We start from the raw sequence: 24,699 nt of genomic DNA, 5'->3' as shown, positions 1-24,699 counted from the left end.
GCTGGACGCCGCTTCGCGCTGGCGAGCCATTTGGTGGGAATGGCCGCAAGGTCTGGACAGGGGGATGCGTGGTCGGAGCCCCCTGCGATGTTGTTCACTTATAATACGTCCAACCTGAACGAATCGGCTTTGTGCCTGTCAGCCACCATTCAGCGACCGGCACCGCTTGCAGCCCGCGTCCCGCGCCCCTAACGCGCGCTCACCATGACCAACCCCGCCCCTCCCGCTCCACCCAAGGCCTCGGGCCTCGCTCCGGCGCTGGGAGCCTATCTGATCTGGGGCTTCCTGCCGCTCTACCTGCTGCTGGTGAAGAGCGTGCCGCCGTTCGAATTCGTCGGCTGGCGGATCATCTGGACGCTGCCGCTGTGCCTGGTGATCGTCGCCTGGCGCCGCCAGTTCCCCGAATTGCTGGCGGCGCTGAAAAGCCCCCGCAGCCTGCTGGCGCTGCTCGCCAGCGCGGTGCTGATCGGGTTCAACTGGTTCGTTTACATCTGGGCGATCATGGCGGGCGAGGTCTATGCCGCGAGCATCGGCTACTATCTCAACCCGCTGCTCAACGTGCTGCTGGGCACGTTGTTTCTCGGCGAGCGCCTGTCGCGGCGGCAATGGGTGGCGGTTGGCATCGCCGGGCTGGCGGTGACCTTGCTGGCGGCAGGCGCGGTGACAAGCCTGTGGATCAGCCTCAGTCTCGCTCTCAGCTTTGCCTTCTATGGCCTTGTTCGCAAACAAGTTGCTGTCGGCTCGCTCCCCGGCCTTACCATCGAAAGCGCAATCCTGATGCCGGTCGCCGCTGCCATCGCCGGATGGTACGCCATCAGCCCGCAAGGGTCAGCCTTCGGGCATGACGCATGGATGAGCGCGCTGATCGTCTTCTCGGGCGTGGTTACCGCTGTGCCGCTGCTGCTGTTTGCCATCGCGGCGCGGCGGATGGATTATTCGACGCTGGGCTTCATCCAGTACCTGTCGCCCACGATCGTGTTCTTCCTCGGGCTCACCGTGTTCCACCAGCCGCTAGCGCCCGCCAAGCTGGCGAGCTTCGTGCTGATCTGGATCGCGGTGGGCGTGTTCGTGTGGGACTTGTGGGCCAAGCGCAAAAGCGCGGCCTAACCCACGAATTTCCAACCGATCGTCTGCCCGCCATGCCAGGGCACGATCTCCTCGCCGGTGACGTGGAGATAGGCCGGCACCGCCACCTCGGCGCGTTCGAGCGTCACCGTCTCCTCATTGACCGGCAGATTGTAGAAGGCCGGGCCGTGGAGCGAGGCGAAGCCCTCGAACTGCCCGAGCGCGCCTTCCTCGTCGAACACGGTGACATAGGATTCGAGCGCAAAAGGCGCGCCGAAAATCCCTGCGCAGCCGCAGGCGCTTTCCTTGGCGCTGCGCAGGTGCGGGGCCGAATCGGTGCCGAGGAAGAACTTGGGGCTCCCGTTCGTTGCCGCCTTCCTCAGCGCCAGCCGATGGCTCTCGCGCTTGGCGACGGGGAGGCAGTAATTGTGCGGCTGGATGCCGCCCACCAGCATCGCATTGCGGTTGATGTGCAGGTGCTGCGGGGTGATCGTCGCGGCCACCTGCGGCCCGGCGGACATGACGAAGTCGACCGCGTCGCTGGTGGTGATATGCTCGAACACGATCCGCAGCTTCGGAAAGGCTGCAACAATGGCCCGCAAGTGCCTGTCAATGAATTCCTTTTCACGGTCGAACACGTCAACCGAATGATCGGTCACCTCGCCGTGGATGCACAGCACGATGTCCTCGGCCTCCATCCGCGCGAGGACGGGATAGAGCTTCTCGACATTGGTCACGCCCGCGGCCGAATTCGTCGTCGCGTTGGCGGGATACATCTTGGCCGCGGTGAAGACGCCCTCAGCCGCGCCGCGCGCCAGATCGTCGGCATCGGTGGTGTCGGTGAGGTAGCAAGTCATCAGCGGCTCGAACCGCACGCCCTCAGGCACCGCCGCGCGGATCCGGTCGCGGTAGGCCGCGCCCAGCGCCGTGGTCGTCACCGGCGGGGTGAGGTTGGGCATCACGATCGCGCGCGCAAACTGCCGCGCGGTATAGGGCACCACCTCGCGCATGATGTCGCCATCGCGGAAATGCAGGTGCCAGTCGTCGGGGCGGCGGATCGTGAGGCGGTCGGTCATGGCTTCCCCTTAGCGGCGCGCCTCCCTATCTGTCACGCATCATGGCTACCCTGCTGACATCGCGCGCCGTGGTGCGCCTTTCCCCCCTCGACCAAGCCGAGGACGTTGCCGCCTTCCTGCAAGGCCTCGTCACCAATGACGTGACCGGCCCGCTCCCGTGCTACGCCGCGCTGCTCTCCGCGCAGGGCAAGCATCTGTTCGATTTTCTGGTGTGGCGCGAGGACGCTGATCTGCTGCTCGACTGCGAGGCGGCGCACGCCGATGAGCTGGTCAAGCGCCTCTCGATGTACCGCCTGCGCCGCAAGATCGGAATTGCGCGTGAGGCACATCTGGGCGTTTACTGGCACCCCACCGAGCCGCAGAACCTCTCCCATATTCCGGGCCGCCCCCCCGGCTTGAACGCTTCAAGCGCATTGCTCGCGCCCGATCCCAGACTCGCCGCAATCGGCTTTCGCTGGATTACGGCGCGTGACGAAGCGCATGACGAAAGCGCCGATGCCCATTACCTCGCCCACCGCTTGCGCCTTGGCGTGCCCGAGGGCCACGCCGAGATGGGCGATATCCTGTGGCTCGAAACCAATGCCGTCGAACTGAACGGGGTCAGCTTCACCAAGGGCTGTTATGTCGGGCAGGAGAACACCGCGCGGATGAACTGGCGGCAGAAGATCAACCGGCGGCTGGTGGTGGTGCCCTTGGCCGAATCGGACGAGGCGCGGCGCAAGGCCGCCTATCCCGATCTTGGGCGCGCGGTCGATCACCTGCGGGTGGAAAGTCTCGATCCTGCCGCCCTGCCTGACTGGCAACGCGTCGGGGTTCAGGCCGAAACCTGAGGCACCTGATGCTCGGCGAAGCTCGCTTCGAGCATCGCCGTCGCCCGGTCGCGCGCCGCATCGCGCGGCAGGCCCAGCGACTTGGCCAGCGCCCCGCCGATCAGCGCATCGCCCAGCGCCAGCAGCACCAGCGAGAGCGTTTCGCGGTGCAGACGCCGCTCGGCCATGTGCTCGGGCGGCTCGGTCGGCGCGAGTTCATCGAGCAGGTCGTGAATGGTCGAAATGATCGGGTCGAGCGCGTCCTCGTTGCCGGTCAGCAACATCCAGCTGGTCAGCGCGCCGGCCCCTTCGCGGTCAAAGGCATCGAAGGCCAGATCGACCACCTGCCGGGGCGACCCCAGTCCGGCGCGGCTGGCGTGGACAGCGTCGAGGATCGTCTCGCACACCGACCGCGCGAGGTGTTCGGCCAGCGCTTTCTGCAGGCCCGAGGCCGAACCGAAGTGATGCAGCAGGTTCGCATGGGTGCGTCCGATCCGCGCCGAGACCGCCTTCAGCGTCACCGACTGCGGCCCCGTCTCGATCAGCAGCGCCCGCGCCGCGTCAAGCGCGGTGCTGCGCGACTCCTCAGGGGTTAACCTTTTGCGAACGACCATAGGGGGTCGCCCTAGTCGGTTTTGCATTTGCGAACAAGCATCGGCCTGACGGGCCGCGATTACGCGGCGCGCGCGAACGGCGCGGGATCCATGTCAGCCTCCATGTCGAGCGCATACTCGACCGATTCGACGGCGTGCCCGCGCGCCGCACTGAAGCGCAGGCCCGCGCGTCCGGTGGGAACAAAACCAAGCTTCCTCAACACCTTGCCTGACGCGGGATTGTCGACAAAATGGCCCGCCAGCACGCGCCGGTGGCCGAGGGTGCGGGCGATCCTGAGCACCGCCGCAGCCGCCTCGGTGGCATAGCCGCGGCCCCAGTGGTCGCGCGCGATCCAGTAGCCGATCTCGGGCTCGCCCTCATGCTCGCCCATCCCCGCGCTGCCGATCACCCCGACACCGGGGAGCGTCACCAGAAAATGCGGCAGGCGCATATCCTGCGGCATGGCGGCAAAGGCGCGCGCTTCCTCGATACCATAGGGCCACGGCGCACGGGCAAGGTTGCGCACGATCGCCTCCTCGCCGATGCCCGCCAGAATCGCGCCGCTATCCTCGGGGAAAGCGGGCCTCAGGAACAGTCTTTGGCTGCGATGGAACACGAGCGTTCTCCCTACCTCGCCCCGCGCCCGCCCCTAGGGGCTGCGCGTGACAATTTCATGGCCGCGAAACTTTGTAATTCCGCGCCTTTTTCGAGGGAGAGTGCAAAAAGGGAGACGGACCCCCTCGGTCAGAGGATGGTCCTGTCTCCCTCAAGCGTGGGTCTTGCACCCACCAGGACCATCCTTGCCGGACGATCCCTGTATCGGTCACGTCCGCTTATTCGGCGGCTTCAGCCATTGCGTCTACGCTGACGTATTTGCGGCCAAGCTTGCCGGCGTGGAATCGGACCACGCCTTCGGCGAGCGCGTAGAGGGTGTGGTCCTTGCCCATGCCCACGTTCACGCCCGGGTACACGCGGGTGCCGCGCTGACGGATGATAATGTTGCCGCCGATCACTTCCTGACCGCCGAACTTCTTCACGCCAAGGCGACGACCGGCCGAATCACGACCGTTACGCGACGAACCGCCTGCTTTCTTATGTGCCATGGTTCAGTCGCTCCTTATTCGGCCGAGGCAGCGGCTTCAGCAGCCGGGGCTTCGGTCTTGGTCTTCTTGGCGGCGGCCTTCTTGGCCGGCTTGGCTTCAGCGGCACCAACGGCGGTGATGCGCAGCAGGGTCATCTGCTGGCGGTGGCCGTTCTTGCGGCGATAGTTGTGGCGGCGGCGCTTCTTGAAGACGACCACCTTTTCGCTCTTGGCCTGGGCGATGATCTCGGCCGAGACGGTCACCTTGCTCACGTCGGCGAGATCGTCGCCTTCGCCAGCGAGCAGGATGTCGCCCAGGGTGATCGTGTCGCCGGCTTCGCCTGCGAGCTTTTCAACGGCAATCTTGTCTCCGGCGGCAACCCGATATTGCTTGCCGCCCGTGCGCACTACAGCGAACATGGCTCTAAACTCTCTTGTCTGTGCGGTGTCCGGCCATCGCGCTTGCGCCACAAAAACCGAACGGCAATGCGGGGCTAGCGCAGATGCAGCCCCGTAAAGGATGCGTGCCGTTAGGGGAAAGGCGGGCCCAAGTCAACGCCCGAGGGGCCGACGCATCATCAAAAAGTAGGATGCGCCCAAGTGTTCACTGTGATTGCCATTATCGGGTGTCATGTTAAAAGGACATGGGATCTTTATGCGTGAAAAATGGCGAAATCCTCTGGCATTCGGGCTGCTTGCGGCGGTGCTGAGCGGCTGTGCGGGGGACAAGGGCGACTATCCCTCGCTGGCGCTGCGGGCCTTCGAACGCGGCGAGGCCGTGCCGGTGCCTGCATCGCCCCCGCCCCCGATTCGCCCGCCTTCTGCCTCAGGGCAATTGGCTGACCTGATCGCCGATGCCGCCGCCGCGGAAAAAGCCTTTCTTGCGGCCGAAGGTGACGCGGCTCGCCTTGCGCGCGCGGCCAGCGGGCAGTCTGCGGAAAGCAACGCCCGTGCCGCGGCACTGGTAGCGCTGGCCGATCTCGACGCGCAGCGGGCCAGAACCGCGCTGGCGCTCGCAGGAATCGATTCGCTCGCTGCCGAAGCCGCCACCGCGCTCGCACCCGACCCGGCGGTGATCTCGGCGCAGAGCCGAATCGCGGGCGTTCTGGCCGGGCAGGACGCGACAATCACCCGGCTTTGGGGAGTGATGGGGTCATGAACCTTGCGTGCAGCACTTGTCCGGTCAAGGAGACAGCCGCCTGCGCGGTTCTGACCCCTGAAGAACGCGACGCCATGGCCGCCGCGGGCCGCACCCGCACCCTGAAGCGCGGCGAGATGCTGTTTGCCGCAGGCGACGAGGACGCCGCCTGCGCCACCTTGCTGAGCGGCGCACTCAAGGTCTCGGCGGTGGATCAGGACGGGAACGAGCAAATCCTCGCCCTTGTCCATCCGGCAGGCTTCATCGGCGAGCTGTTTGCACCTTTCGCCCATCACGATGTCGTCGCGCTGACCGAGAGCCGCCTGTGCACCTTCGCGCGCCGAGATATCGAACGCGCGATCGAGGATTACCCTGCGCTTGCCCGCGCGCTGCTGCGGCGCAGTCAGGCGGATCTGCTGGCAACGCGAGGTCTGCTCGAACTCACCGGCCACGCCAGCGCCGAGGCGCGGCTCGCCGCCCTGCTCCACGACTTTGCCGCTGCGGCGAGCGAAAGCTCGTGCCACCTGGCGCGCAGCTTCGAACTGCCGCTGACGCGCGGCGAAATCGGCAATATGCTCGGCCTCACCATCGAAACCGTCAGCCGCAAGCTGGGTGAGCTCGAAGACATGGGCGCGATCCGCCGCGAGGGGAAACGCGGGATCGCGCTGCGCAATCCGGAACTGCTGCAAGAAATCTCAGGACGATAAGGGCGCTTGCGACCGCGCTGGCGCGCGATGCAGACCGCCCGCCCCCCCACGACGACAAAGGAACGGAGCGGCGGCCGGGGAGAGTGGCCACCGCCCCGCTTGGGGAACTTGCGAAGGCTCAGGCCACCACTGCGGCGATCACCGCCACGGCAAGCCCCCAGATCACCAGCAGCACAGGCAGGATCAGCACCTGGATCGTGGCATCGCGCGCCGTAAGCCGACCGGTGTGGGTCATGATGCCGCGCTGTTCGAACTCGCCCAAGGTCTGCGGCTCGCTCGCATTGCCGGCCAGCCGCGTCCAGATCGCCGGGATGCCGAAGCCTGCAACGATGAACACCACGAAGATCGCCATCGGGATCGCCAGCACCGGATTGGCAAAGGCGCTGCCGACCACCAGCAGGAAGCCGAGATAGCCCGCGACAGTCGCGCCGTAGAGCGCGGTGGGGAGGCCGAAATTGCGGTCAGCCTCGACCTGATGACGCGGAGCAATGTCGGGCTGCTCGACGATCCGGGCATCGCCGCGGGCGAGGAGATCGTGGACGATGTGGCTCATGGGACGTTCCTTTCCGTTGTTGGAAAGCGAACTAGCCCGCGCCTGCGGCCCCTGCTTTGACGCCGATCAAATCAGGTCTGCCAGCGCGCAAGATCATTGTGATCGGCTGCGCGCGGCTCGATCCAGTGCCAGCCGTCGGCGCGCTTCTCGCGCTTCCAGAACCACGCCGCGCTCTTGAGGTGATCCATGCAGAAATCGGTCGCCGCGATCGCATCGCGGCGATGGCGCGCGGCGGCCGAGACGCAGACGATCGGCTCGCCCCGATGCATCAGCCCGACGCGGTGGAGCATCACCAGCCCGATGAGGTCAAACCGCGCAAACGCCCGGTCAGCAAGGTCGTGCATCCCCGCCAGGGTCAGGGGTTCGTAATGGGTGAGCTCCAGTGCTTCGATCCCGCCGCCAGCGCGAACCTTGCCCACAAAGCTGGCGATCCCGCCAATATCGGGCGATGCCATCGCCAGCGTGTCGATGGCGGCATTGGGATCGAACGGCGCATCGATCAGCCGGATGTCGCGCAACCTATCAGCCCCCCGACACCGGCGGGAGCAGCGCGATCTCGTCACCGTTTTTCGCCACCAGGTAGGTCTTATCGGGCAAAACCTCACCGTTCAGCGCCACCTTAACGCGCGGGTCTCTCACCGCTTCGGCGAGACCCTCCGCGACGTGATCGTCGAGCAGGGCGAGGATTTCTGGCCAGTCGAGGTCTCCAGAGCTCGAGACGAATTGGCTTTCGCCTTTGCCCGCCACGTCAGCCAGCTTCCCAAGGTAAACGATGCGGATCACCAGCGCTCCCCCTCGTCATTGCGAGGAGCCGCAGGCGACGCGGCAATCCATGGAGAGACGCTGCGCCCAGAAACAACGCGGGATCCATGGATTGCTTCGCTGTGCTCGCAATGACGAAACATGGAGCTCACCCCCCCGTCATCGACATATGCCGCGCCAATGCTGGCGCTGCGCCGCGGGTGTCCATGCGGAAGTGGTGCTTCTCGGGCTTGATCCGGAGCGCCTCGTCGAGCGCGGCGGCAAGGTTCGTCCCCGGCGCTTCAGACCGCAGCGCGGCGCGCAGATCAACCCGCTCGCCCCCGCCGAGGCAGGGGTAGAGCTGGCCGGTCGCGGTCACCCGCAGGCGGTTGCACCCGGCGCAGAAGTTGCTGGTGTGCGGCGTGATGAAGCCCAGCCGGCCGCCGGTTTCGGCAATGTCGACATAGCGGGACGGCCCGCCGGTGCGGTGGTCGCTGTCGGTCAGCGTCCAGCGCTGCGCGAGCCGGGCGCGGACAGTGTCGAGCGGGAGATACTGGTCGAGCCGCTCCTCCTCGACATCGCCCAGCGGCATGACTTCGATCAGGGTCACATCATGGCCCTGCCCATGCCCCCAGGCGATGAGATCGGGCAGCTCGTCCTCATTGACGCCCTTCAGCGCCACGGCGTTCAGTTTGACCTTCAGCCCCGCAGCCTTCGCCGCCGCGATCCCTTCAAGCACCTGCGGCAGACTGTCGCGCCGGGTGAGGTCGGCAAACCTTGCCCGGTCCAGCGTGTCGAGCGAGACATTCACCCGCCGCACCCCGGCCTTTGCCAGCGCCTCGGCGTGCTGGGCAAGCTGTGTGCCGTTGGTGGTGAGCGTCAGCTCTTCAAGATCATGCCCGAGCCTGCGGCCGAGCGCGCTGAACAGGTCGATGATGTCGCGCCGCACCAGCGGCTCGCCCCCTGTGATGCGGATCTTGGTAACGCCGCGGGCGATGAAGCCGGTGGCAAGGTCATAGAGCTCCTCAAGGCTCAGCACCTCCTTCTTGGGAAGGAAGGTCATGCGCTCGGGCATACAATAGGAGCATCTGAGGTCGCAGCGGTCGGTGACCGACAAGCGCAGATAGGTGATGCGGCGCATGAAGCCGTCGACCAGCGGACGCGGGTGATCGCCGATGCGGATCAGATCGGGCTGGCGAAGGGCGGGATCAGGCACAGGCTCATACATCGCACACCAGATACTGGCCTGTCACGCCCGGAGCATCTGCCAAAAAGCACAATGTCGCCTCACGCGCCGCCCCTTGCGGGCCTGCCACAATATTGACCCGCTTGGGCGCGACTTCCCGCGCGAGATTGCGGGCCAGCGCCAGCCGCCAGTCACGGTGCGCGCTGGGTGCGGGCGGAAGGATGATCGCCAGCGCGGTCGTTGCGGGATCGGCGAGGATGGCACGCGCCGCTTCGAGGTGCAGCGCCATGACCGCGACGCTCGCATCAAGCGGGCCATCGGGCAGCAGGCCGACCTCAAGCTGCCGCTGCATCGGATCAGCCGTGCTCTGCGCGGCGGGTGCGGTGGAGGGTGATCCCGATCTGCTCCCCCGCCTCGGCAATCGCCAGCTTGACGATCTTGACCGTCACCGCCTGCACTTTGGCATCCTGCACGAACAGCGTCTCGCAGATGTGATCGGCAACCGCCTCGATCAGCTTGAAATGCACGCCCTTGGGCAGTCCCTCGGATGCGGCGAACTTCAAGTCCATGTAGTTCTTGGACGCCTCAAGCGGCGTATCGGGATCGTAGCGATCGGCCACGGCATAGGCCGCCGCGATCGAGATGCGCAGCGGTTGGGGATTGCCGGTCTCTTCGGAATAGATGCCGGTCAGGACATCGACGACGAGATCGTTGACTTCGAGAGTAAGGGTATCGGTCATTGCCGCGCCCGTTGGCAGGATGGGGCGGACAAGTCCAGTGTTGGCGCGTGGCTTGAGCGTTGGCGCAGTCCCACCCCCGACCCCTCCCGCGGGCGGGAGGGGAGGATAAGCGCCAACCAGTCCCCCTCCCGCTTGCGGGAGGGGTTAGGGGTGGGCCTGTCAGCCGTTCGACCACCGCGCAAAAATCGCCGTCGGCAGCAGCCTGCCGCCCTCGCCTTCCTCGCGCACGGCGAGATCGCCATGTTCGATCTTGCCCGGCAGACCCCCGAGCGCCTCTTCCAGCAGCCCGGCAATCGCCAGGCTGCTCATGCGCACGGCATAGACGGTGAGGAACAGGAAGCGGCTCTCGCCATCAAGCAGCTTGGCACAGTCGGTGACGAGGCCGGGGAGATGCTCCTCCAGCCGCCACACCTCGCCCTCCGGCCCGCGCCCGAACTTCGGCGGATCGAGGATGATCCCGTCATAGCGCCTGCCGCGCCGCACCTCGCGCGCGGTGAACTTGGCGGCATCGTCGGTCAGCCAGCGGATCGGGCGATCCGTCATTCCTGAAAGGGCAGCGTTCTCGCGCGCCTGAGCGACCGACTTCTTCGAGGCATCGACATGGGTGACCTTGCCGTGCTGCGACAGCGCCAGCGTGCCGAGGCCGGTATAGCCGAACAGGTTCATGGTCTCGGCCGCGTCCATTCCGGCGAGTTGCGCCCGCATCCAGTCCCACACCGGGGCCATGTCGGGGAAGAATTGCAGGTGCCGGAACGGGGTCGGGCGCGCGGTGAAGCGCACTTCGTTCCATGACAGCGCCCAGCCATCATCGGGCAGACGTTCGGAAAACAGCCAGCGCCCGCCGCCATCCTCGTCCGATCCGGGGATGAACTCGCCCGCTGCCTGCCAGTCATCGCGGCGGGGCTGCCACATGGCCTGCGGTTCGGGACGGATGAAGCTGTAGGGGCCAAAGCTCTCCCATTTGCGCCCTGCCCCGCTGTCGAGCAGGCGGTATCCGTCCCACCCGGTGCATTCCATCACCAGCGGCTGCTGGATGAGGCTCGCCATTATGCCGCGCCCGCGCCTGCCCCGACGCCTGAGGCATGGCTGAGCACATGATCGCGGGTGGTGGCATAGTCGCCTGCCAGCTCGACAAAGCTCTCCGCGCGCCCGAACAGGTCGCCCACCCGCGCCGGCAGCGCCGGGCGCACGCCGATGGCGCGCTCGACCGCATCAGGGAACTTGGCCGGGTGCGCCGTGGCGAGCGTCAGGATCGGCACGCCCGCCGGAATATCGGTCGCCAGCGCACGCGCCGCATGGAGGCCGACGCCGGTGTGCGGGTCGATCACCTGCCCGGCGGCGCGGTAGGCCCATTGCAGCGCCCGCGCGGTTTCGACCTGATCGGCGCGCGCGGAGGTGAACAGGGCCGAAGCCCCCTCGGCCTGCGCGTTGGTCAGTTGCATCGCCTTGGAGGCTTCGAAGGCGTGCATCTGCGCTGCCATCGCAGCACCATCGCGCCCGCCCGCATCGAACAGCAGGCGCTCGAAATTGGAGGACACCTGAATGTCCATCGAGGGCGTGATCGTCGCCGTCACGCCGCCGGCCGAATAGTCCCCCTTGGCGAGCGCGCGGTGGAGGATGTCGTTGATGTTGGTGGCAACGATCAGCTTCTCGATCGGCAAGCCCATCTTCGCCGCGACATAGCCCGCAAACACATCGCCGAAATTGCCGGTCGGGACGGAGTAGGCCACCGTCCGGTCAGGCGCGCCGAGTTGCAGCGCAGAGGCGAAGTAATAGACCACCTGCGCCATCAGCCGCGCCCAGTTGATCGAATTGACGGCTCCCAGATTGAGGACGCTGGTCACGTCCGCATCGGTGAACATCCGCTTCACGTGCGCCTGTGCGTCATCGAAGCTGCCTTCGATGGCGAGGTTGTGGACATTGGGCGCGCGCACCGTGGTCATCTGGCGGCGCTGGACGTCGCTCACCCGGCCCTTGGGGTGGAGCATGAAGATCTCGACCCGGTCGAGCCCGGCCACCGCCTGGATTGCGGCAGAGCCGGTGTCACCGCTGGTCGCCCCGACGATGGTGAGGCGCTCATCGCGGCGGGCGAGGAAGGTTTCGAACAACCGCCCCAGCAATTGCAGCGCGACATCCTTGAACGCCAGCGTCGGGCCGTGGAACAGTTCGAGCAGCCAGTGCTGCTGATCGAGCTGCACCAGCGGGGTGACTGCGGCATGGCCGAAATCGCCATAGACCGTGTGGCAGATCGCCGAGAGTTCGTCTTCGGTGAGGCTACCCGCCACAAAGGGGGCCATGATCCTTGCGGCGAGATCGGGATAGGCCAGCCCGCGCATCGCCCGGATTGCGTCAGCCGAGAAACGCGGCCATTCGGCAGGAACATAGAGGCCGCCATCGCTGGCCAGCCCTGCGAGCGTGACCCCTTCGAAATCGAGCGCGGGCGCGCTCCCCCTGGTCGATACGTATTGCATATGCGAACAGCGCCTAGCGCTGGCGGCGACGTAATGCCAGCACGTAGATGACCAGCGCCGTCAGCGCGAAGAAGAACCACTGGCCCGCATAGGCAAGGTGGTTGTTGGGCAGATCGCCCGGATCGGGTTTCGCCATCGGCTGGAGGCCCGCGAGCGGCGGGTCGGCGACGAGGCGCGGGCCAGGCGCGATCACCCCAGTGATCTTGCCGCCGGACCAAGCGGGCTTGGCTAGGTCACGGCTGAAGCCGATATCAACAATGACCGCCGCATCCTCGCTTACCTTGCAGGATGCCCTTTGCACCCAACCCTTCTGACCGCTTGCAGCAGTTCCCGCGACAGGTTCGATCCCGTGCACGCCGAGGCACGCCACTTCGCTGCGGCGGAACCACGCGTCCGCGCCATCGCCGGCAATCGGAAAGGGGACAATCCCGCTCGCTCCCGCCGCCGCCTCGTAGCGCGCCAGGAGCGCTTCCTTCTCCTTCATGCGTCCGAGCTGCCACACACCCAGCCCCACCATCGTCAGCACGGCGGCAATAACGATGATCGTCGCGACAATCGGCACACGGCGGGCGGTCATTCCGAGCGTTCCTCGTATTGGTGATAGACCCACATGGTCTTGTAGAGCCGGAGGCAAAAGATCACGCTGGCAATCGTCACCGGTGCCCAGAAGACGAGGCTCGCCCACAGCGGCGGACGCAGCCATTCGTCAACCGCCAGCGCGGCCATGATCAGCACCAGCGCCAGCAGCATGGTGACGACACCGACAAACCGCCCGCCGCGTTCCAGCGCGCGGATATCGAGTCCGCAGGCCGAACACCTGTCCGCCAGCGCTGCCGGGGCTGCAAACAGGTGTGGGGCATGGCAGCGCGGGCATAAACCGGAAAGGGCAGCCGAGACGATCCCCGGCTGCCCCTTCTTTTCCGTCGGACTCTCGTCCGGGGTCATCAGTGGTATTCAGCGCCCCAGCCGCCCCACACGTAGATGGCGACGAACAGGAACAGCCACACCACATCGACGAAGTGCCAGTACCACGCGGCCGCTTCGAAGCCGAAGTGCTGGCGCGGGGTGAAGTGGCCCTTGTAGGCGCGGAACAGACACACGGCGAGGAAGATGGTGCCGATGATCACGTGGAAACCGTGGAAGCCGGTCGCCATGTAGAACGCGCTCGAATAGGTGTTGCCGCCGAAGCCGAAGGGCGCGGCTGCGTATTCATAGGCCTGGATCGAGCTGAACAGCAGGCCGAGCGCGATCGTCGCCCACAGGCCTTGCTTGAGACCCTGACGGTCACCATGGATCAGCGAGTGGTGCGCCCAGGTCACCGTGGTGCCCGAACACAGCAGGATCAGCGTGTTGAGCAGCGGCAGCGCGAACGGATCGAGCACTTCCATGCCTTCGGGGATGAAGGCGGCAACCGCGCCATCGGTGCCGAACAGGCTGGTGGTCAGCCCGGTCTCGTGATCGTACTGCAGCGCGGTCGGGAACAGCGCGAAGTCGAAGAAGCTCCAGAACCAGCCGACGAAGAACATCACTTCCGAGGCGATGAACAGGATCATGCCGTAGCGCATGTGCAGCTGCACGACCGGGGTGTGGTCGCCGCGCTCGGCTTCGATCACGATGTTCTTGAACCACATGAAGAAGGTCGCGATCAGGCCTGCGAGCCCTGCCCACATGACAAAGCTGGCAGCCGGCCCGAACAGGTCGGGGTGCCAGCTCAGCACCATGCCGCTGGTGAAGGTGAGCGCCGAAAGCGAGCCGACCAGCGGCCAGATATCGGGTTCGAGGATGTGGTAATCGTGGTTTGCCTTGCCAGCCATGTGGAAGTTCCCGTCCCTGGGTTTAGCGGATCAATTCGAGCCTTCAGGGGCCGCTGCTAGCGGCTCCTTCGTGCGGTGGAAAGTGTAGCTGAGCGTGATTTGCTCGACGCCCTTCATGTTCGGATCATCCAGCATCGCCGGATCGACGAAATAGAGCACCGGCATGGTCACTTCCTGACCCGGCTGCAAGGTCTGCTCGGTGAAGCAGAAGCACTGGATCTTGTTGAAGTACTTGCCGGCCTGTTCGGGCGTGACGTTGAAGGTCGCCATCCCGGTGATCGGCTGCGAACCGGTGTTGCGCGCAGTGTAGGTCGCGATGTCGCGCTCGCCGATGGTGACGGTGTCGGTCGGCTGCGTGGGGTGGAATGTCCACGGCATGTCGTTGGCGGTCGAGGCGTCGAAGCGGATCGAGATCTGCTGCCCCGTCGCTGCTGCCGCCGCGCGCTGCGCCTTGCTTTCGCTCGCGATCATGGTCGTGCCGCCGAAGCCGGTGACCTGACAGAACAGCCGATAGAGCGGCACCGAGGCATAGCCGAGGCCGAGCATCGCCAGCGCGCCCGCAAACGCCATCAACCCCACGCGCGCATTGCTGCGGGTGGTGGAGGCATCATGCAGAGGCGCGGCGCTCGCCATCAGCCAGCGTCTCCGATGCGCACGATGGTGATGGCGTAGAACAGCACCACGAAGAACAGCAGCGTGCCCGCGACCACAAGATTGCGCGCCTTGCGGCGGCGGAGGAATTCGCGCTCGTCTTCAGGCGTCATGCGATCCACCCCTGATAGGCCGCCACGCGGTCAGCTACGAGCGCGGCAAACAGCACGAAGAGATAGACGATGGAGAACTTGAACAGCGCCTTTTCGGGCAGCATCGCGTCGGTCTCGGCCCGCATCCGGGTGAAGACCGGCATCGCCAGCACCACGAACAGCGCCGACAGCACCACCGCGACCGAGCCGTAGATCCAGCTCGTCCCACCGATCGCCCAGGGCGCAATCGCGATCGGCGCGAGCAGAACGGTGTAGCCCATGATCTGGTTGCGCGTTGCCCGCTCGCCGGCGACCACCGGCAGCATCGGGATACCAACCTTGGCGTAATCGCTCTGCACGAACAGCGCGAGCGCCCAGAAGTGCGGCGGCGTCCAGAAGAAGATGATCGCGAACAGCAGCAGCGGCATGGCGGTGATCTCGCCCGTCACCGCGACCCAGCCGATCAGCGGCGGAAACGCGCCTGCACCGCCGCCGATGACAATGTTCTGCGGTGTGCGCGGCTTGAGCCACATGGTGTAGATCACCGCGTAGTAGATGATAGCGCCCAGCAGCAGTGCAGACGCCAGCCAGCCGACGGCAAGACCCATCAGCACCAGCGACACGCCCGACAGGAAAATCCCGAAATCGCGCGCATCCTCACGCCGCATCCGACCGCCGGGGAGCGGACGGTTCATGGTGCGCTTCATCCCTGCGTCGATGTCGGCTTCCCACCATTGGTTGAGCACCGCCGATCCGCCAGCGCCCATCGCAATCGCGAGGATCGCGGTGAAGGCGATGACGGGATGGATCGAGCCGGGTGCAGCCAGCACGCCGCAGATCGCGGTGAAGATCACCAGCGTCATCACCCGCGGCTTGGTGAGCGTGAAGAAATCACGCCACTCCGTGGGCATCATGCTGGCCGTCTGGGGTGCGGTGCTTGCCATCGTCAGGTCGGTTCCATTGCGAAGGAGCGCGACCATCAGCCGCGCTCCCCCTTGTCCTATGCTCCGGTGAGGGAGCCGATCACGCCGTTACCGGACGGTGATCGTGGTAGTCGTGCGCATCCGTGATCACGGGGAGCGTTTCGAACTGGTGGTACGGCGGCGGGCTCGGCAGCGTCCACTCGAGCGTGGTCGCACCTTCACCCCAGGGGTTCGCTTCGGCCTTCTTGCCCGCCAGCAGCGAGTAGAGAATGTTGACGAAGAAGAACACCATCGAACCGGCCATGATGTAGTACCCGAGGGTGCTGATCTGGTGCCAGTAGGCGTAGGCTTCGGCATAGTCGGGGTAACGACGCGGCATCCCCTGCATGCCCAGGAAGTGCTGCGGGAAGAAGATCACGTTCACGCCGACGAAGAAGGTCCAGAAGTGGATGTGCGACAGCAGTTCGGAGTGCATCCGCCCGCTCATCTTCGGGAACCAGTAGTAGAACCCGGCGAACATCGAGAACACCGCGCCCATCGACAGCACGTAGTGGAAGTGCGCGACGACGTAGTAGGTGTCGTGCAGGTTGTCGTCGATCCCGCCGTTGGCGAGGACAACGCCGGTCACGCCGCCCACGGTGAACAGGAAGATGAAGCCCATCGACCAGACCATCGGCGACTTGAAGCTGAGGCTGCCGCCCCACATCGTCGCGATCCAGCTGAAGATCTTCACGCCGGTCGGCACCGCGATCACCATGGTGGCAGCGGTGAAGTACATCTTCGTGTTCACGTCGAGGCCCACGGTGTACATGTGGTGCGCCCAGACGATGAAGCCGACCACGCCGATCGCGACCATGGCGTAGGCCATGCCGAGGTAGCCGAACACCGGCTTGCGGCTGAAGGTGGCGATGATCTGCGAGATCATGCCGAAGCCCGGCAGGATCATGATGTAGACTTCGGGGTGGCCGAAGAACCAGAACAGGTGCTGGTAAAGCACCGGATCACCGCCGCCGGCCGGGTTGAAGAAGGTCGTGCCGAAGTTGCGGTCGGTCAGCAGCATGGTGATGGCAGCAGCCAGCACCGGCAGCGCCAGCAGCAGCAGGAAGGCAGTGACCAGCACCGACCACACGAACAGCGGCATCTTGTGCAGGGTCATGCCCGGCGCGCGCATGTTGAAGATGGTGGTGATGAAGTTGGTCGCACCCAGGATCGAGCCCGCGCCCGACAGGTGAAGCGAGAAGATCGCGAAATCGACCGCCGGGCCGACCGAGCCGCTGGTCGACAGCGGGGCATAGACCGTCCAGCCGGTGCCGGCACCAGGCCCGGTGCCGCCGGGGACGAACAGCGAGAACAGCAGGCTGAAGAAGCCGGCGACCGTCAGCCAGAAGCTGACGTTGTTCATGCGCGGGAAGGCCATGTCCGGCGCGCCGATCATCAGCGGCACGAACCAGTTGCCGAAGCCGCCGATCATCGCCGGCATCACCATGAAGAACACCATGATGAGGCCGTGCGCGGTGATGAACACGTTCCACATGTGGAGCGCGGTGTTCAGATCATTGCCGCCGCCCATGAACTGGGCCCACCATTGCAGGTACTGGATACCCGGCTCGGCGAGTTCGACGCGCATGATGCCCGAAATCGCGCCGCCCACGATCCCCGCGATGATCGCGAAGATCAGGTACATCGTGCCGATGTCCTTGTGGTTGGTCGACATGAACCAGCGGGCAAAGAAGCCCGGCTTGTGGTCGGCGTGATCGTGGGCGTCATGCCCGTGATCGTGGCCGTGGGCGTCAAAGCCTTCTGCGGTGGTTGCCATGGTCAGCTACTCTCTTCGCTTATTGTCTTGTCTCTATGTCAGCTTGCGGCGGCAGGCGCAGCAGCGGCAGCATCAGCGGCGGGCGCAGCAGCCGGAGCCGCCTCCGCCTCACCGGGCATCGAGCCGCCCTGCGCCTTGACCCATGCGGCAAATTCAGCCGGGGGCAGCGCTTCGACGACGATCGGCATATAGCCGTGACGCGCGCCGCACAGTTCCGAACACTGGCCGTAGTACACGCCCGGCTCCTTGATGGTCAGGAGCTTCTCGTTGAGACGGCCCGGCACCGCGTCCATCTTGAACCACAGCGAAGGCACCGCGAAGGCGTGGATCACGCTGTCGGCGGTGGTCTGGATGCGCAGCGGCACGCCCGCGGGCACGACCATGCGATTGTCGACCGCCAGCTGGTGCGGCTCGCCGCGCTTCAGCGCCTCGGCCTCGTCGAGCATATTCGAGATCACTTCGATCTCGCCATGGTCGGGATAGGTGTAGCCCCAGTACCACTGATAACCGGTCGCCTTGATGGTGACCGCGTCGGCGGGCGGGGTTTCGTACTGGCGCGCCAGCAGCGTGATCGAGGGCACCGCGATCAGCACCAGGATGATCACAGGAACGATCGTCCAGACGACTTCGATCAGGGTGTTGTGGGTGGTCTTCGAGGCAACCGGGTTAGCCTTGCGGTTGAAGCGAACCACCACGAACAGCAGCAGGCCAAGCACGAACAGGCTGATGACAGTGATCACCGGCAGCAGGATGCTGTCATGCATCCACAGCGCATATTCGCCATTGGCGGAATACTGATCCTGGAAGGTCAGGCTCTTGGCGGGGTCGTCCTCGTAGGAGGTCGGCATCCCCTTGCCCTTGGTCGGGGCCATCGGAGTGTAGGTGCTGGCAGCAGCCTCGGCCGGGGCAGCTGCGGTCGCGACAGCATCGGCGGGCGCGGCTGCGGTGGTGGCCGCAGGCGCTTCGACAGCGGCAGCCGGAGCAGCGGGGGCGGCGTCCTGCGCCGAAAGGCTCACAGGCGCAAACGCCGCGAGCCCGGCAGCAACCGCCGCCAGAATAGCCTTTTTCATACGGGTGTCCCTCTGACCCATGATCATGTGTCCAAGTGGTTCGAATCTGATCCCATACCGCCCGGCGGCAAGCCCCCTCGAGACCCGCTACGGAACGGCGTTTGGCCAGCCCTGAGGCCAGCTTCAACCTCGCCCTTAGCCGCGCTTGCCGAGTGCCTCAAGCGCTTCTAGGGAGAAAATTATGCAAAGGCCCATGTCCCTCGCGCAAGTCGGCCTGTTCCCCTATATTTCTCACGAGGATACCCAGTGACGCAAGACGAAGTTCTGGCCGAATTCCGCAGCTCGGGTGCTTTGCTTGAAGGACATTTCAAACTGTCCTCAGGCCGGCATAGCGGACATTACCTGCAATGCGCCCGTGTGCTGATGAACCCTGCGCGGGCGGCCCGGCTGGCCGAAGCGGTGGTGGCAGGCATCCCCGCAGAGGTGCGCGCGGCGGTGGATGTGGTCGTCTCCCCGGCGATGGGCGGGATCATCATCGGCCATGAAGTGGGCCGGGCGCTGGGCAAGGACGCCCTGTTCCTTGAGCGGCCCGACGGCGTGTTCCACCTGCGGCGCGGCTTCGCGCTTTCGAAGGGCGCCAAGGTGCTGATGGTGGAAGACGTGGTCACCACCGGCCTCTCCAGCCGCGAGGCCATCGCCGCCGTTGCGCGCGAGGGCGGCGAAGTGATCGCGGAATGTGCAATCATCGACCGCTCCTGCGGATCGGTCGATCTGGGCGTGCCTTTCTATCCCCTGCTCGCCATTGATTTCCCGACCTATGACGAGAATGACATCCCCGAGGCGCTGGCAGCCGTAGAGGTTACGAAACCCGGCAGCCGGAAGGAATAATTGATGCGCAAACTGGCGGCACTTGCTGCACTCTGCCTACTCACCGCCGCAAAGGACGCGCCGCAAGGCGACTGGGTCGGCGATCCGCGGACGATCCCTGATGTCGTTCTGTCGGCCTACGCCTTCGATGGCGAAATTGCCGTGAGCGGCGGGGCCTTCGACGGGCTGACCTGGGCAAGCGAGGGCCGCCAGCCGGGCGCGACCTGGCCGTGGGCCTCGGTCACCAAGCAACTCGTCGCGACGGTCGTGATGCAGGAGGTCGAGGCCGGAAGGCTCGATCTCGACACCCCGGTGTCGAAGTGGCTGGCCGATTGGCCCGAAGACGGCCCGCCGGCCCCGTCGCTGCGCCAGCTTCTGCGCCACCAGTCGGGCCTCTACGACCCCGAGGACGATCCCGCATTCGACTGGACGGGCGCGAAGCCGCTCGATCCCATGCTGTGCGTCGCGCGCCGGACGCGCGCGCCGGGCGGGGACTTCGACTACACCAATTGCGACACGCTGCTGGCGGCGCGCGTGCTGGAACGCACCACCGGGCAGGACATCGCCGCGCTGATGCGCAAGCGGCTGGTCGAGCCCGCGGGCATGGGCGAGGCGGGTTTCGTCACGCTGGCCACGCGCCTCGCCCCGGGTGTCGATGCCGCACCGCCGCAGGACATCGCGAACTACGGGGCCGCAGGCGGGTTTTCGGGAACCGCGCAAAACCTCCTCGCCTATGATCGTGCCCTGATGGCGGGCCGCTTGCTTGGCGAGGCCGCGCGTGCCGAGATGTGGCGCGGCGATCCGCAACTGGGCTATACTGCGCTGGCCCAATGGGACGCGACCCTGCCGCTCCACGGTTGCGACGCACCGGTGCGCATCATCGAGCGGCGCGGCGCAATCGGCGGCTATCAGGCGCGCAACTTCATCCTGCCCGAGCGGGGCGTGGCGCTGGTCGTCTTTGCCGGGAAGTCGGAAGCCGATTATGCGTTCGGCGAAGTTTGGAGTGGCGAGGGATTGTCGTACGACCTGCTCTCTGCGGTCGCCTGCCGGAAAACATGATGAACCACACCCTGTCCCCCTCCCACCTGCGCCCCAACCATCTCAGATTGGGCGTCAATATCGACCACGTCGCCACCATCCGCAACGCGCGCGGCGGGGATCATCCCGATCCGGTGCGCGCGGCCGAGATTGTCGCGGCGGTCGGCGGCGACGGCATCACCGCGCACCTGCGCGAAGACCGCCGCCATATCCGCGACGAGGACCTCGCGCGCATCCAGGCGGCAACCAATCTGCCGCTCAACCTCGAAATGGCCGCCACGCCCGAGATGCTGGCCATCGCGCTCAAGCACAAGCCCCACGCCGCCTGCATCGTCCCCGAAAAGCGCGAGGAGCGCACCACCGAGGGCGGATTGGATGCGGCAGGGATGCACAACACGCTGGTGCCGATCTGCGAGGAACTGCGCAGCGCAGGCATCCGCGTCTCGCTGTTCATCGAGGCCGACGAGCGGCAATTGGACGCCGCGCTTCGCCTCGGCGCGCCGGTGGTGGAGTTCCACACGGGCGAATATGCCCACGCCTTCCTCGATGGTGACGGCGAGCGGGTGTCGCGCGAATTGAAGCGCATCACCGATATGGCAGCCCTCGCCGCCAAGAACGGGATCGAGCCCCACGCGGGCCACGGCCTCACCTTCGACAACGTCCAGCCGATCGCCGCCATCCCCCAGATCGCCGAACTCAACATCGGCCACTATCTGATCGGCGAGGCGGTGTTCGTCGGGCTTGAAGGCGCGATCCGCCGGATGCGCGAATTGATGGACGAAGCTCGGTGAGCGAGCCCGATCTCCCCGCCCTCACCAGCGAACAGAAACGCTGGGCCTTTGGCGCGGCGGGGCTGTTTCTACTGGCGGTGGGCTTTCTCGGGTTTTCGCTGAATACGGGCGTGATGCGGGTCTTCGCGGTCGGCTGGCTGGTGCTGATGATCTTCGGCTATGTCGGCGCGATCCGGGTGGCCAAGGGCGACTTTGCGCACCCGCTTTTCAAGAGCCAAGTGATGCTGCACGTGATCGCGGTGGGGCTGCTGGTGATGGTTTTCGCGAGGGCGTTTTCATGATTACGCTCGCCCTCCGGCGAGCGATATCCTCGCTCACACGGCCTGAAGGCCGCGTCGCTGCGGGCGGCCGGTCGGCCTTGCGGTCGCTGCGCGACCGGTTCAGCGCAACCATCGGAGGTGTCACTTGATCATCGGCATGGGCAGCGACCTCTGCAATATCGAGCGGATCGCGAACTCTATCGCCCGCTACGGCGAGCGGTTCGAGAACCGGGTGTTCACCGACATCGAAATCGCCAAGGCGCGCCGCCGCCCCTTCACCATTGCCGGAACCTACGCCAAGCGCTTCGCCGCCAAGGAGGCGTTTTCCAAGGCCGTCGGCACAGGATTCAGGCGCGGGGTGTTCATGAAAGACATCGGCGTCGTCAACGCGCCCTCGGGCGCGCCGACCCTCGCGCTCACCGGCGGGGCGGCTTTGCGGCTTGAAGAAATGACGCCGCACGGGCATGAGGCGCGCATTCACTTAACCCTGACTGACGATCACCCCTGGGCGCAGGCCTTCGTGATCATCGAAGCCGTCCCCCTGTGAAAGCCGCCCCATGGCAACAATCGAAAGCCCGCCCGTGACTGACAGCGACGCCCCGGAAAAGGTCAACTGGCTTGCCGAAATCAGGGGTCTGGCGCTGATGCTGCTCGCCGTGCTGGCGTTCCACAGCCTGGTCGCCAAGCCGTTCTACATCCCCTCGACCTCGATGATGCCGAGCCTGTGGGTCGGCGATCGGCTGGTGGTGAGCAAATATCCCTATGGCTGGTCATGGGCCTCGGCGAGCTTCCACCTGCTGCCCCGCAGCAAGACCCGGATCTGGCCGGCGACCCCGGAATATGGCGACATCGTGATCCCGGTGCATCCGGATGACGATGTCGATTACATCAAGCGCGTCGTCGCCCTGCCGGGGGATCGGATCGCGGTGAAGAACGGGCAGATCATCCTCAATGGTCAGCCGATCAAGCGCGAAGTCGTGCCACCGGTGCGCCTGCCGTTCGAGCCTGATCTGCTGTGCAAGGATGGCCGCCCGTGCCTCGAGGCCTTCGAGCAGTTCCGCAAGACCGGCCCCGATGGGCGCGACTATTTCGACCCGCCGACCTGGCGCGAGACGCTGCCGAACGGCGCGACCTATCTCACCATCGACTACCGCGATCAGGATCTCGACAATTACGAGGAAATCACCGTTCCGGCGGACTCGGTCTTCGTGATGGGCGACAACCGCGATCTTTCCGCCGATAGCCGCGCGCCTGCGATTGCCGATGGTCTGGGCGGGCCGGTGCCGATGGCCAATATCGGCGGGCGCGCGGAGTTCATCACCTTCAGCCTCGATGGTTCGACCACCTGGAACCCGGCGACCTGGTTCTCCAGCCTGCGCGGCGACCGGGCGTGGACGACGCTGCGCCCCCCGCTGGCCGAGGGACAACCCACGAAGTAACCTGACGAGGCGCCCCAAGCATGGCCCGCAAGTTCCTCTATCTCGTCGCTTTGTGCACTGTTCTGGTGATCGCAGCCGGCTTCGCGCTGGCGCTCTTTCCGGCAACGCTCACCAAGTGGGCGACGGTGCCCTCAGCCCCGTTTGCGCCGGTCAAGCCGCTTGACGCCAATGCCTATGAGAGCCCCGCCCTGTGGTATTCGCGGCCCGGCATCGGGGTGAGCGATCCGGCACGCTGGCAGCCGGTCTATGCCGGCGATCGCGGCACCTTGCCCACCCCGGCCGAGCCCAAGGCGCAATTCGCCGTCTTCTTCGTCCACCCGACGAGCTATGTGAACCGCGCCAGCTGGAACGCCCCGCTCGAAAATGGCGGCGACCCGGAAGCCGAACGGATCGCCCGCATCTATCTGCGCGGCATGGCCAGCCCCTTCAACGCGGCATCCGAAATCTGGGCACCGCGTTACCGGCAGGCAACGATGGGCGCGTTCCTGACCGATGCTGCCGAGGGCAAGCAAGCCATTGACGCGGCCTATGCCGATGTGCGCGAGGCGTTCCGGTTTTTCCTTGCCACGGTCGATCCGAAGACGCCGATTGTTCTGGCGGGCCATTCGCAAGGCGCGCTGCACGTCAAGCGCCTGATCGCCGAGGAGGTCAAGGGCACGCCCACCGCCGCGCGGCTGGTGGCGGCCTATGTGATCGGCTGGCCGGTGTCGACGCTGCATGATCTGCCCGCCATGGGCATCCCCGCCTGCGCCGCGCCCGATCAGACCGGCTGCGTGATCAGCTGGTCGAGCTTTGCCGAACCGGCCGATCCGGCGCTGGTGCTGGATGCCTATGCGGCTGGCCCGGCGCTCGATGGCAAGGCTCCGGGCAGCGATCCGATGCTGTGCACCAATCCGCTGACCGGCACCCCCGGAGGCAGCGCGCCCGCCAGCGCCAACCTCGGCACGTTGGTGCCGGAAGACAGCATGGAGAAGGGCACGCTCCAGCCCGCGCTTGTCCCGGCGCGCTGCGATGCGCGCGGGCTGCTGCTGATCGGTCCGCCGCCCGAAATGGGCGCCTATGTGCTGCCGGGCAACAATTACCACGTCTATGACCTGCCGCTGTTCTGGGCGAACACCAAGGCCGACGTGATCCGCAGGGCCGAGGCGTGGAAGCCGCAAGCCTGATCTTCGAGGACGCGCGCGGTTTCGGCGACGCGGTGGGCGAGGCGGGCGGCGTATTGCTCGGCCTTGACCTAGGCACCAAGACGCTGGGGACGGCGCTGTGCGATGCAGGCTGGCGCTTTGCCACCAACAACACCACAATCCAGCGCGGCAAGTGGGGCCGCGACCGCGATACGCTTGCTGCGCTGATCAAGAGCCGCTCGGTCAGGGGCATCGTCCTTGGTCTGCCGCGCAACATGGATGGCTCCGAAGGCCCGCGCGCGCAGGCCTCTCGCGCCTATGCCCGCAACATGGCCGAGGCCTTCGCCCTGCCCATCCTGCTGTGGGATGAACGCTGGTCGACCCAGGCCGCCGAGGCCGCGATGATCGGCATGGACATGAGCCGCGCCAAGCGCGCCGCCGCGATCGATGCCCATGCGGCAGCGGTGATCCTGCAAGGCGCGATCGACCGGCTGGCAGGGGGCGTGCTGTAGGTGATCGAGGATGTCGTCGGCGAAGTGGTCGAAGTGGTGGCCGATGTGGCTTTGTCCGGAGGCCCCGACCGACGCAAGCGTTCGGGCTGCTGGTGGTGGCTGCTGGCGGCGATGGTGCTGGTCGCGGTGTTCGTGGTCATCGTGCTGCTGAAACAATAGGTCTGGCCCGCCCTCTGCCGCGGCACCAGCGCATTTAGGGGA

At 65.9% G+C, this 24,699-nt stretch carries 34 protein-coding genes; 13 read left to right on the top strand and 21 right to left on the bottom strand.

All coding sequences use genetic code 11. From position 1 onward, the window contains the following. The first annotated feature begins 204 nt into the window (after positions 1–204). Positions 205–1,107, top strand: a complete 903-nt coding sequence (rarD, locus tag PS060_RS11305) for an EamA family transporter RarD (RefSeq protein ID WP_273983252.1) — start codon at positions 205–207, stop codon at positions 1,105–1,107. Here rarD and pyrC read toward each other — a convergent pair. Beyond that, positions 1,104–2,141, bottom strand: a complete 1,038-nt coding sequence (gene pyrC, locus PS060_RS11300; RefSeq protein WP_273983250.1) for a dihydroorotase — start codon at positions 2,139–2,141, stop codon at positions 1,104–1,106. The two genes, rarD and pyrC, sit on opposite strands and share 4 nt — an antisense overlap. 38 nt (positions 2,142–2,179) lie before the next feature. Here pyrC and ygfZ point away from each other — a divergent pair, with 38 nt between their 5' ends. Then, positions 2,180–2,971 (top strand): CAF17-like 4Fe-4S cluster assembly/insertion protein YgfZ, encoded by a 792-nt coding sequence (ygfZ, locus tag PS060_RS11295; RefSeq protein ID WP_273986910.1) that lies wholly within the window; start codon positions 2,180–2,182, stop codon positions 2,969–2,971. Here ygfZ and PS060_RS11290 read toward each other — a convergent pair. The 4 genes from PS060_RS11290 to rplU form a co-directional block, all read right to left on the bottom strand. Then, positions 2,956–3,564, bottom strand: coding sequence for a TetR/AcrR family transcriptional regulator (locus tag PS060_RS11290; RefSeq protein WP_273983248.1), 609 nt, complete (start codon positions 3,562–3,564; stop codon positions 2,956–2,958). The genes ygfZ and PS060_RS11290 overlap by 16 nt on opposite strands. A 59-nt stretch (positions 3,565–3,623) precedes the next feature. Beyond that, the gene (locus PS060_RS11285; RefSeq protein ID WP_273983246.1) at positions 3,624–4,160 is read right to left on the bottom strand and encodes a GNAT family N-acetyltransferase; all 537 of its coding nucleotides are present in this window, start codon (positions 4,158–4,160) and stop codon (positions 3,624–3,626) included. A gap of 217 nt (positions 4,161–4,377) precedes the next feature. After that, positions 4,378–4,647 (bottom strand): 50S ribosomal protein L27, encoded by a 270-nt coding sequence (gene rpmA / locus PS060_RS11280; protein ID WP_073974473.1) that lies wholly within the window; start codon positions 4,645–4,647, stop codon positions 4,378–4,380. Between the two features lie 14 nt (positions 4,648–4,661). Then, a complete protein-coding gene (rplU, locus tag PS060_RS11275; RefSeq protein WP_273983243.1) occupies positions 4,662–5,045 on the bottom strand; it encodes a 50S ribosomal protein L21 in 384 nt (127 codons plus the stop codon). A 235-nt stretch (positions 5,046–5,280) separates the two neighbouring features. Between rplU and PS060_RS11270 the strand changes: the two genes are divergently transcribed. Both PS060_RS11270 and PS060_RS11265 read left to right on the top strand, forming a co-directional pair. After that, positions 5,281–5,784: a hypothetical protein gene (locus PS060_RS11270; RefSeq protein WP_273983241.1), complete on the top strand. Its 504-nt coding sequence runs from the start codon at positions 5,281–5,283 to the stop codon at positions 5,782–5,784. Between the two features lie 74 nt (positions 5,785–5,858). Beyond that, the gene (locus PS060_RS11265) at positions 5,859–6,470 is read left to right on the top strand and encodes a Crp/Fnr family transcriptional regulator (protein WP_273983239.1); all 612 of its coding nucleotides are present in this window, start codon (positions 5,859–5,861) and stop codon (positions 6,468–6,470) included. A gap of 118 nt (positions 6,471–6,588) precedes the next feature. On the opposite strand, the gene PS060_RS11260 is transcribed toward PS060_RS11265, so the two are convergent. The 16 genes from PS060_RS11260 to coxB all read right to left on the bottom strand — a co-directional run bounded on the left by PS060_RS11260 (position 6,589) and on the right by coxB (position 18,527). Then, positions 6,589–7,023, bottom strand: a complete 435-nt coding sequence (locus PS060_RS11260; RefSeq protein WP_273983238.1) for a hypothetical protein — start codon at positions 7,021–7,023, stop codon at positions 6,589–6,591. A 71-nt stretch (positions 7,024–7,094) separates the two neighbouring features. Beyond that, positions 7,095–7,541, bottom strand: coding sequence for a molybdenum cofactor biosynthesis protein MoaE (locus tag PS060_RS11255; RefSeq protein WP_273983236.1), 447 nt, complete (start codon positions 7,539–7,541; stop codon positions 7,095–7,097). A gap of 4 nt (positions 7,542–7,545) precedes the next feature. Continuing rightward, positions 7,546–7,806, bottom strand: coding sequence for a MoaD/ThiS family protein (locus PS060_RS11250; protein ID WP_273983235.1), 261 nt, complete (start codon positions 7,804–7,806; stop codon positions 7,546–7,548). Positions 7,807–7,933: 127 nt separating this feature from the next. Continuing rightward, positions 7,934–8,992: a GTP 3',8-cyclase MoaA gene (moaA, locus tag PS060_RS11245; protein WP_273983233.1), complete on the bottom strand. Its 1,059-nt coding sequence runs from the start codon at positions 8,990–8,992 to the stop codon at positions 7,934–7,936. Then, positions 8,985–9,302, bottom strand: coding sequence for a Rossmann fold domain-containing protein (locus tag PS060_RS11240; protein WP_273983231.1), 318 nt, complete (start codon positions 9,300–9,302; stop codon positions 8,985–8,987). The genes moaA and PS060_RS11240 overlap by 8 nt, the downstream gene beginning before the upstream one ends. Before the next feature lie 4 nt (positions 9,303–9,306). Next, on the bottom strand, positions 9,307–9,690 hold the full coding sequence (locus PS060_RS11235) for a dihydroneopterin aldolase (RefSeq protein ID WP_273983229.1): 384 nt from the start codon (positions 9,688–9,690) through the stop codon (positions 9,307–9,309). A 159-nt stretch (positions 9,691–9,849) separates the two neighbouring features. Next, positions 9,850–10,737, bottom strand: coding sequence for a class I SAM-dependent methyltransferase (locus PS060_RS11230; RefSeq protein ID WP_273983227.1), 888 nt, complete (start codon positions 10,735–10,737; stop codon positions 9,850–9,852). Further along, a complete protein-coding gene (gene thrC / locus PS060_RS11225; RefSeq protein WP_273983226.1) occupies positions 10,737–12,161 on the bottom strand; it encodes a threonine synthase in 1,425 nt (474 codons plus the stop codon). Before thrC ends, PS060_RS11230 begins: the two co-directional genes overlap by 1 nt. Before the next feature lie 13 nt (positions 12,162–12,174). Further along, complete coding sequence (locus PS060_RS11220; RefSeq protein WP_273983225.1) at positions 12,175–12,738, bottom strand: SURF1 family cytochrome oxidase biogenesis protein; 564 nt, start codon at positions 12,736–12,738, stop codon at positions 12,175–12,177. Next, positions 12,735–13,106: a DUF983 domain-containing protein gene (locus tag PS060_RS11215; RefSeq protein WP_273983224.1), complete on the bottom strand. Its 372-nt coding sequence runs from the start codon at positions 13,104–13,106 to the stop codon at positions 12,735–12,737. Before PS060_RS11215 ends, PS060_RS11220 begins: the two co-directional genes overlap by 4 nt. Next, positions 13,106–13,975 (bottom strand): cytochrome c oxidase subunit 3, encoded by an 870-nt coding sequence (locus PS060_RS11210; protein ID WP_273983223.1) that lies wholly within the window; start codon positions 13,973–13,975, stop codon positions 13,106–13,108. The genes PS060_RS11215 and PS060_RS11210 overlap by 1 nt, the downstream gene beginning before the upstream one ends. Before the next feature lie 30 nt (positions 13,976–14,005). Then, positions 14,006–14,608, bottom strand: coding sequence for a cytochrome c oxidase assembly protein (locus PS060_RS11205; protein WP_273983222.1), 603 nt, complete (start codon positions 14,606–14,608; stop codon positions 14,006–14,008). After that, entirely contained in the window at positions 14,608–14,739 is a 132-nt protein-coding gene (locus PS060_RS11200) for a hypothetical protein (protein ID WP_273983220.1), read from the bottom strand. Before PS060_RS11200 ends, PS060_RS11205 begins: the two co-directional genes overlap by 1 nt. Continuing rightward, complete coding sequence (locus PS060_RS11195) at positions 14,736–15,662, bottom strand: heme o synthase (RefSeq protein ID WP_273986909.1); 927 nt, start codon at positions 15,660–15,662, stop codon at positions 14,736–14,738. The genes PS060_RS11200 and PS060_RS11195 overlap by 4 nt, the downstream gene beginning before the upstream one ends. Positions 15,663–15,741: 79 nt before the next feature. Further along, positions 15,742–17,457 carry a cytochrome c oxidase subunit I gene (gene ctaD, locus PS060_RS11190; RefSeq protein WP_273983219.1) on the bottom strand — a complete coding sequence of 572 codons (1,716 nt, stop codon included), beginning with the start codon at positions 17,455–17,457 and terminating at the stop codon, positions 15,742–15,744. Between the two features lie 38 nt (positions 17,458–17,495). Then, positions 17,496–18,527: a cytochrome c oxidase subunit II gene (coxB, locus tag PS060_RS11185; protein WP_273983218.1), complete on the bottom strand. Its 1,032-nt coding sequence runs from the start codon at positions 18,525–18,527 to the stop codon at positions 17,496–17,498. Between the two features lie 246 nt (positions 18,528–18,773). Between coxB and pyrE the strand changes: the two genes are divergently transcribed. The 9 genes from pyrE to PS060_RS11140 all read left to right on the top strand — a co-directional run bounded on the left by pyrE (position 18,774) and on the right by PS060_RS11140 (position 24,657). Further along, positions 18,774–19,355, top strand: coding sequence for an orotate phosphoribosyltransferase (pyrE, locus tag PS060_RS11180; protein ID WP_273983217.1), 582 nt, complete (start codon positions 18,774–18,776; stop codon positions 19,353–19,355). 3 nt (positions 19,356–19,358) lie between these two features. Further along, positions 19,359–20,393 carry a serine hydrolase domain-containing protein gene (locus PS060_RS11175; protein WP_273983215.1) on the top strand — a complete coding sequence of 345 codons (1,035 nt, stop codon included), beginning with the start codon at positions 19,359–19,361 and terminating at the stop codon, positions 20,391–20,393. Then, a complete protein-coding gene (locus PS060_RS11170) occupies positions 20,390–21,163 on the top strand; it encodes a pyridoxine 5'-phosphate synthase (protein WP_443112381.1) in 774 nt (257 codons plus the stop codon). Before PS060_RS11175 ends, PS060_RS11170 begins: the two co-directional genes overlap by 4 nt. Then, positions 21,160–21,444, top strand: coding sequence for a pyridoxal phosphate biosynthetic protein (locus PS060_RS11165; RefSeq protein ID WP_273983214.1), 285 nt, complete (start codon positions 21,160–21,162; stop codon positions 21,442–21,444). Before PS060_RS11170 ends, PS060_RS11165 begins: the two co-directional genes overlap by 4 nt. Positions 21,445–21,568: 124 nt before the next feature. Continuing rightward, positions 21,569–21,970: a holo-ACP synthase gene (gene acpS / locus PS060_RS11160; protein WP_273983212.1), complete on the top strand. Its 402-nt coding sequence runs from the start codon at positions 21,569–21,571 to the stop codon at positions 21,968–21,970. Between the two features lie 10 nt (positions 21,971–21,980). After that, complete coding sequence (lepB, locus tag PS060_RS11155) at positions 21,981–22,862, top strand: signal peptidase I (RefSeq protein WP_273983211.1); 882 nt, start codon at positions 21,981–21,983, stop codon at positions 22,860–22,862. A gap of 20 nt (positions 22,863–22,882) precedes the next feature. Next, positions 22,883–24,028 (top strand): DUF3089 domain-containing protein, encoded by a 1,146-nt coding sequence (locus tag PS060_RS11150; protein ID WP_273983210.1) that lies wholly within the window; start codon positions 22,883–22,885, stop codon positions 24,026–24,028. Beyond that, positions 24,010–24,498, top strand: a complete 489-nt coding sequence (gene ruvX / locus PS060_RS11145) for a Holliday junction resolvase RuvX (protein WP_273983208.1) — start codon at positions 24,010–24,012, stop codon at positions 24,496–24,498. The genes PS060_RS11150 and ruvX overlap by 19 nt, the downstream gene beginning before the upstream one ends. Then, complete coding sequence (locus PS060_RS11140; protein WP_273983207.1) at positions 24,499–24,657, top strand: hypothetical protein; 159 nt, start codon at positions 24,499–24,501, stop codon at positions 24,655–24,657. The last annotated feature ends 42 nt before the right edge of the window (positions 24,658–24,699 follow it).

The organism is Erythrobacter sp. BLCC-B19, from assembly GCF_028621955.1.
GTDB lineage: Bacteria > Pseudomonadota > Alphaproteobacteria > Sphingomonadales > Sphingomonadaceae > Erythrobacter.
Note: the sequence above shows the minus strand (reverse complement) of the source record. Positions and strands in the feature narration are given on the sequence as shown.

What these genes read in the sequence shown, in the direction of transcription:
- rarD (WP_273983252.1), top strand. Translation starts at nt 205, where the DNA reads ATGACCAACCCCGCCCCTCCCGCTCCACCCAAGGCCTCGGGCCTCGCT.
- pyrC (WP_273983250.1), bottom strand. Translation starts at nt 2,141, where the DNA reads ATGACCGACCGCCTCACGATCCGCCGCCCCGACGACTGGCACCTGCAT.
- PS060_RS11290 (WP_273983248.1), bottom strand. Translation starts at nt 3,564, where the DNA reads ATGGTCGTTCGCAAAAGGTTAACCCCTGAGGAGTCGCGCAGCACCGCG.
- rpmA (WP_073974473.1), bottom strand. Translation starts at nt 4,647, where the DNA reads ATGGCACATAAGAAAGCAGGCGGTTCGTCGCGTAACGGTCGTGATTCG.
- rplU (WP_273983243.1), bottom strand. Translation starts at nt 5,045, where the DNA reads ATGTTCGCTGTAGTGCGCACGGGCGGCAAGCAATATCGGGTTGCCGCC.
- PS060_RS11270 (WP_273983241.1), top strand. Translation starts at nt 5,281, where the DNA reads ATGCGTGAAAAATGGCGAAATCCTCTGGCATTCGGGCTGCTTGCGGCG.
- PS060_RS11265 (WP_273983239.1), top strand. Translation starts at nt 5,859, where the DNA reads ATGGCCGCCGCGGGCCGCACCCGCACCCTGAAGCGCGGCGAGATGCTG.
- PS060_RS11260 (WP_273983238.1), bottom strand. Translation starts at nt 7,023, where the DNA reads ATGAGCCACATCGTCCACGATCTCCTCGCCCGCGGCGATGCCCGGATC.
- moaA (WP_273983233.1), bottom strand. Translation starts at nt 8,992, where the DNA reads ATGTATGAGCCTGTGCCTGATCCCGCCCTTCGCCAGCCCGATCTGATC.
- PS060_RS11240 (WP_273983231.1), bottom strand. Translation starts at nt 9,302, where the DNA reads ATGCAGCGGCAGCTTGAGGTCGGCCTGCTGCCCGATGGCCCGCTTGAT.
- PS060_RS11235 (WP_273983229.1), bottom strand. Translation starts at nt 9,690, where the DNA reads ATGACCGATACCCTTACTCTCGAAGTCAACGATCTCGTCGTCGATGTC.
- PS060_RS11230 (WP_273983227.1), bottom strand. Translation starts at nt 10,737, where the DNA reads ATGGCGAGCCTCATCCAGCAGCCGCTGGTGATGGAATGCACCGGGTGG.
- thrC (WP_273983226.1), bottom strand. Translation starts at nt 12,161, where the DNA reads ATGCAATACGTATCGACCAGGGGGAGCGCGCCCGCGCTCGATTTCGAA.
- PS060_RS11220 (WP_273983225.1), bottom strand. Translation starts at nt 12,738, where the DNA reads ATGACCGCCCGCCGTGTGCCGATTGTCGCGACGATCATCGTTATTGCC.
- PS060_RS11215 (WP_273983224.1), bottom strand. Translation starts at nt 13,106, where the DNA reads ATGACCCCGGACGAGAGTCCGACGGAAAAGAAGGGGCAGCCGGGGATC.
- PS060_RS11210 (WP_273983223.1), bottom strand. Translation starts at nt 13,975, where the DNA reads ATGGCTGGCAAGGCAAACCACGATTACCACATCCTCGAACCCGATATC.
- PS060_RS11205 (WP_273983222.1), bottom strand. Translation starts at nt 14,608, where the DNA reads ATGGCGAGCGCCGCGCCTCTGCATGATGCCTCCACCACCCGCAGCAAT.
- PS060_RS11200 (WP_273983220.1), bottom strand. Translation starts at nt 14,739, where the DNA reads ATGACGCCTGAAGACGAGCGCGAATTCCTCCGCCGCCGCAAGGCGCGC.
- PS060_RS11195 (WP_273986909.1), bottom strand. Translation starts at nt 15,662, where the DNA reads ATGGCAAGCACCGCACCCCAGACGGCCAGCATGATGCCCACGGAGTGG.
- ctaD (WP_273983219.1), bottom strand. Translation starts at nt 17,457, where the DNA reads ATGGCAACCACCGCAGAAGGCTTTGACGCCCACGGCCACGATCACGGG.
- coxB (WP_273983218.1), bottom strand. Translation starts at nt 18,527, where the DNA reads ATGAAAAAGGCTATTCTGGCGGCGGTTGCTGCCGGGCTCGCGGCGTTT.
- PS060_RS11175 (WP_273983215.1), top strand. Translation starts at nt 19,359, where the DNA reads ATGCGCAAACTGGCGGCACTTGCTGCACTCTGCCTACTCACCGCCGCA.
- PS060_RS11170 (WP_443112381.1), top strand. Translation starts at nt 20,390, where the DNA reads ATGATGAACCACACCCTGTCCCCCTCCCACCTGCGCCCCAACCATCTC.
- lepB (WP_273983211.1), top strand. Translation starts at nt 21,981, where the DNA reads ATGGCAACAATCGAAAGCCCGCCCGTGACTGACAGCGACGCCCCGGAA.
- PS060_RS11150 (WP_273983210.1), top strand. Translation starts at nt 22,883, where the DNA reads ATGGCCCGCAAGTTCCTCTATCTCGTCGCTTTGTGCACTGTTCTGGTG.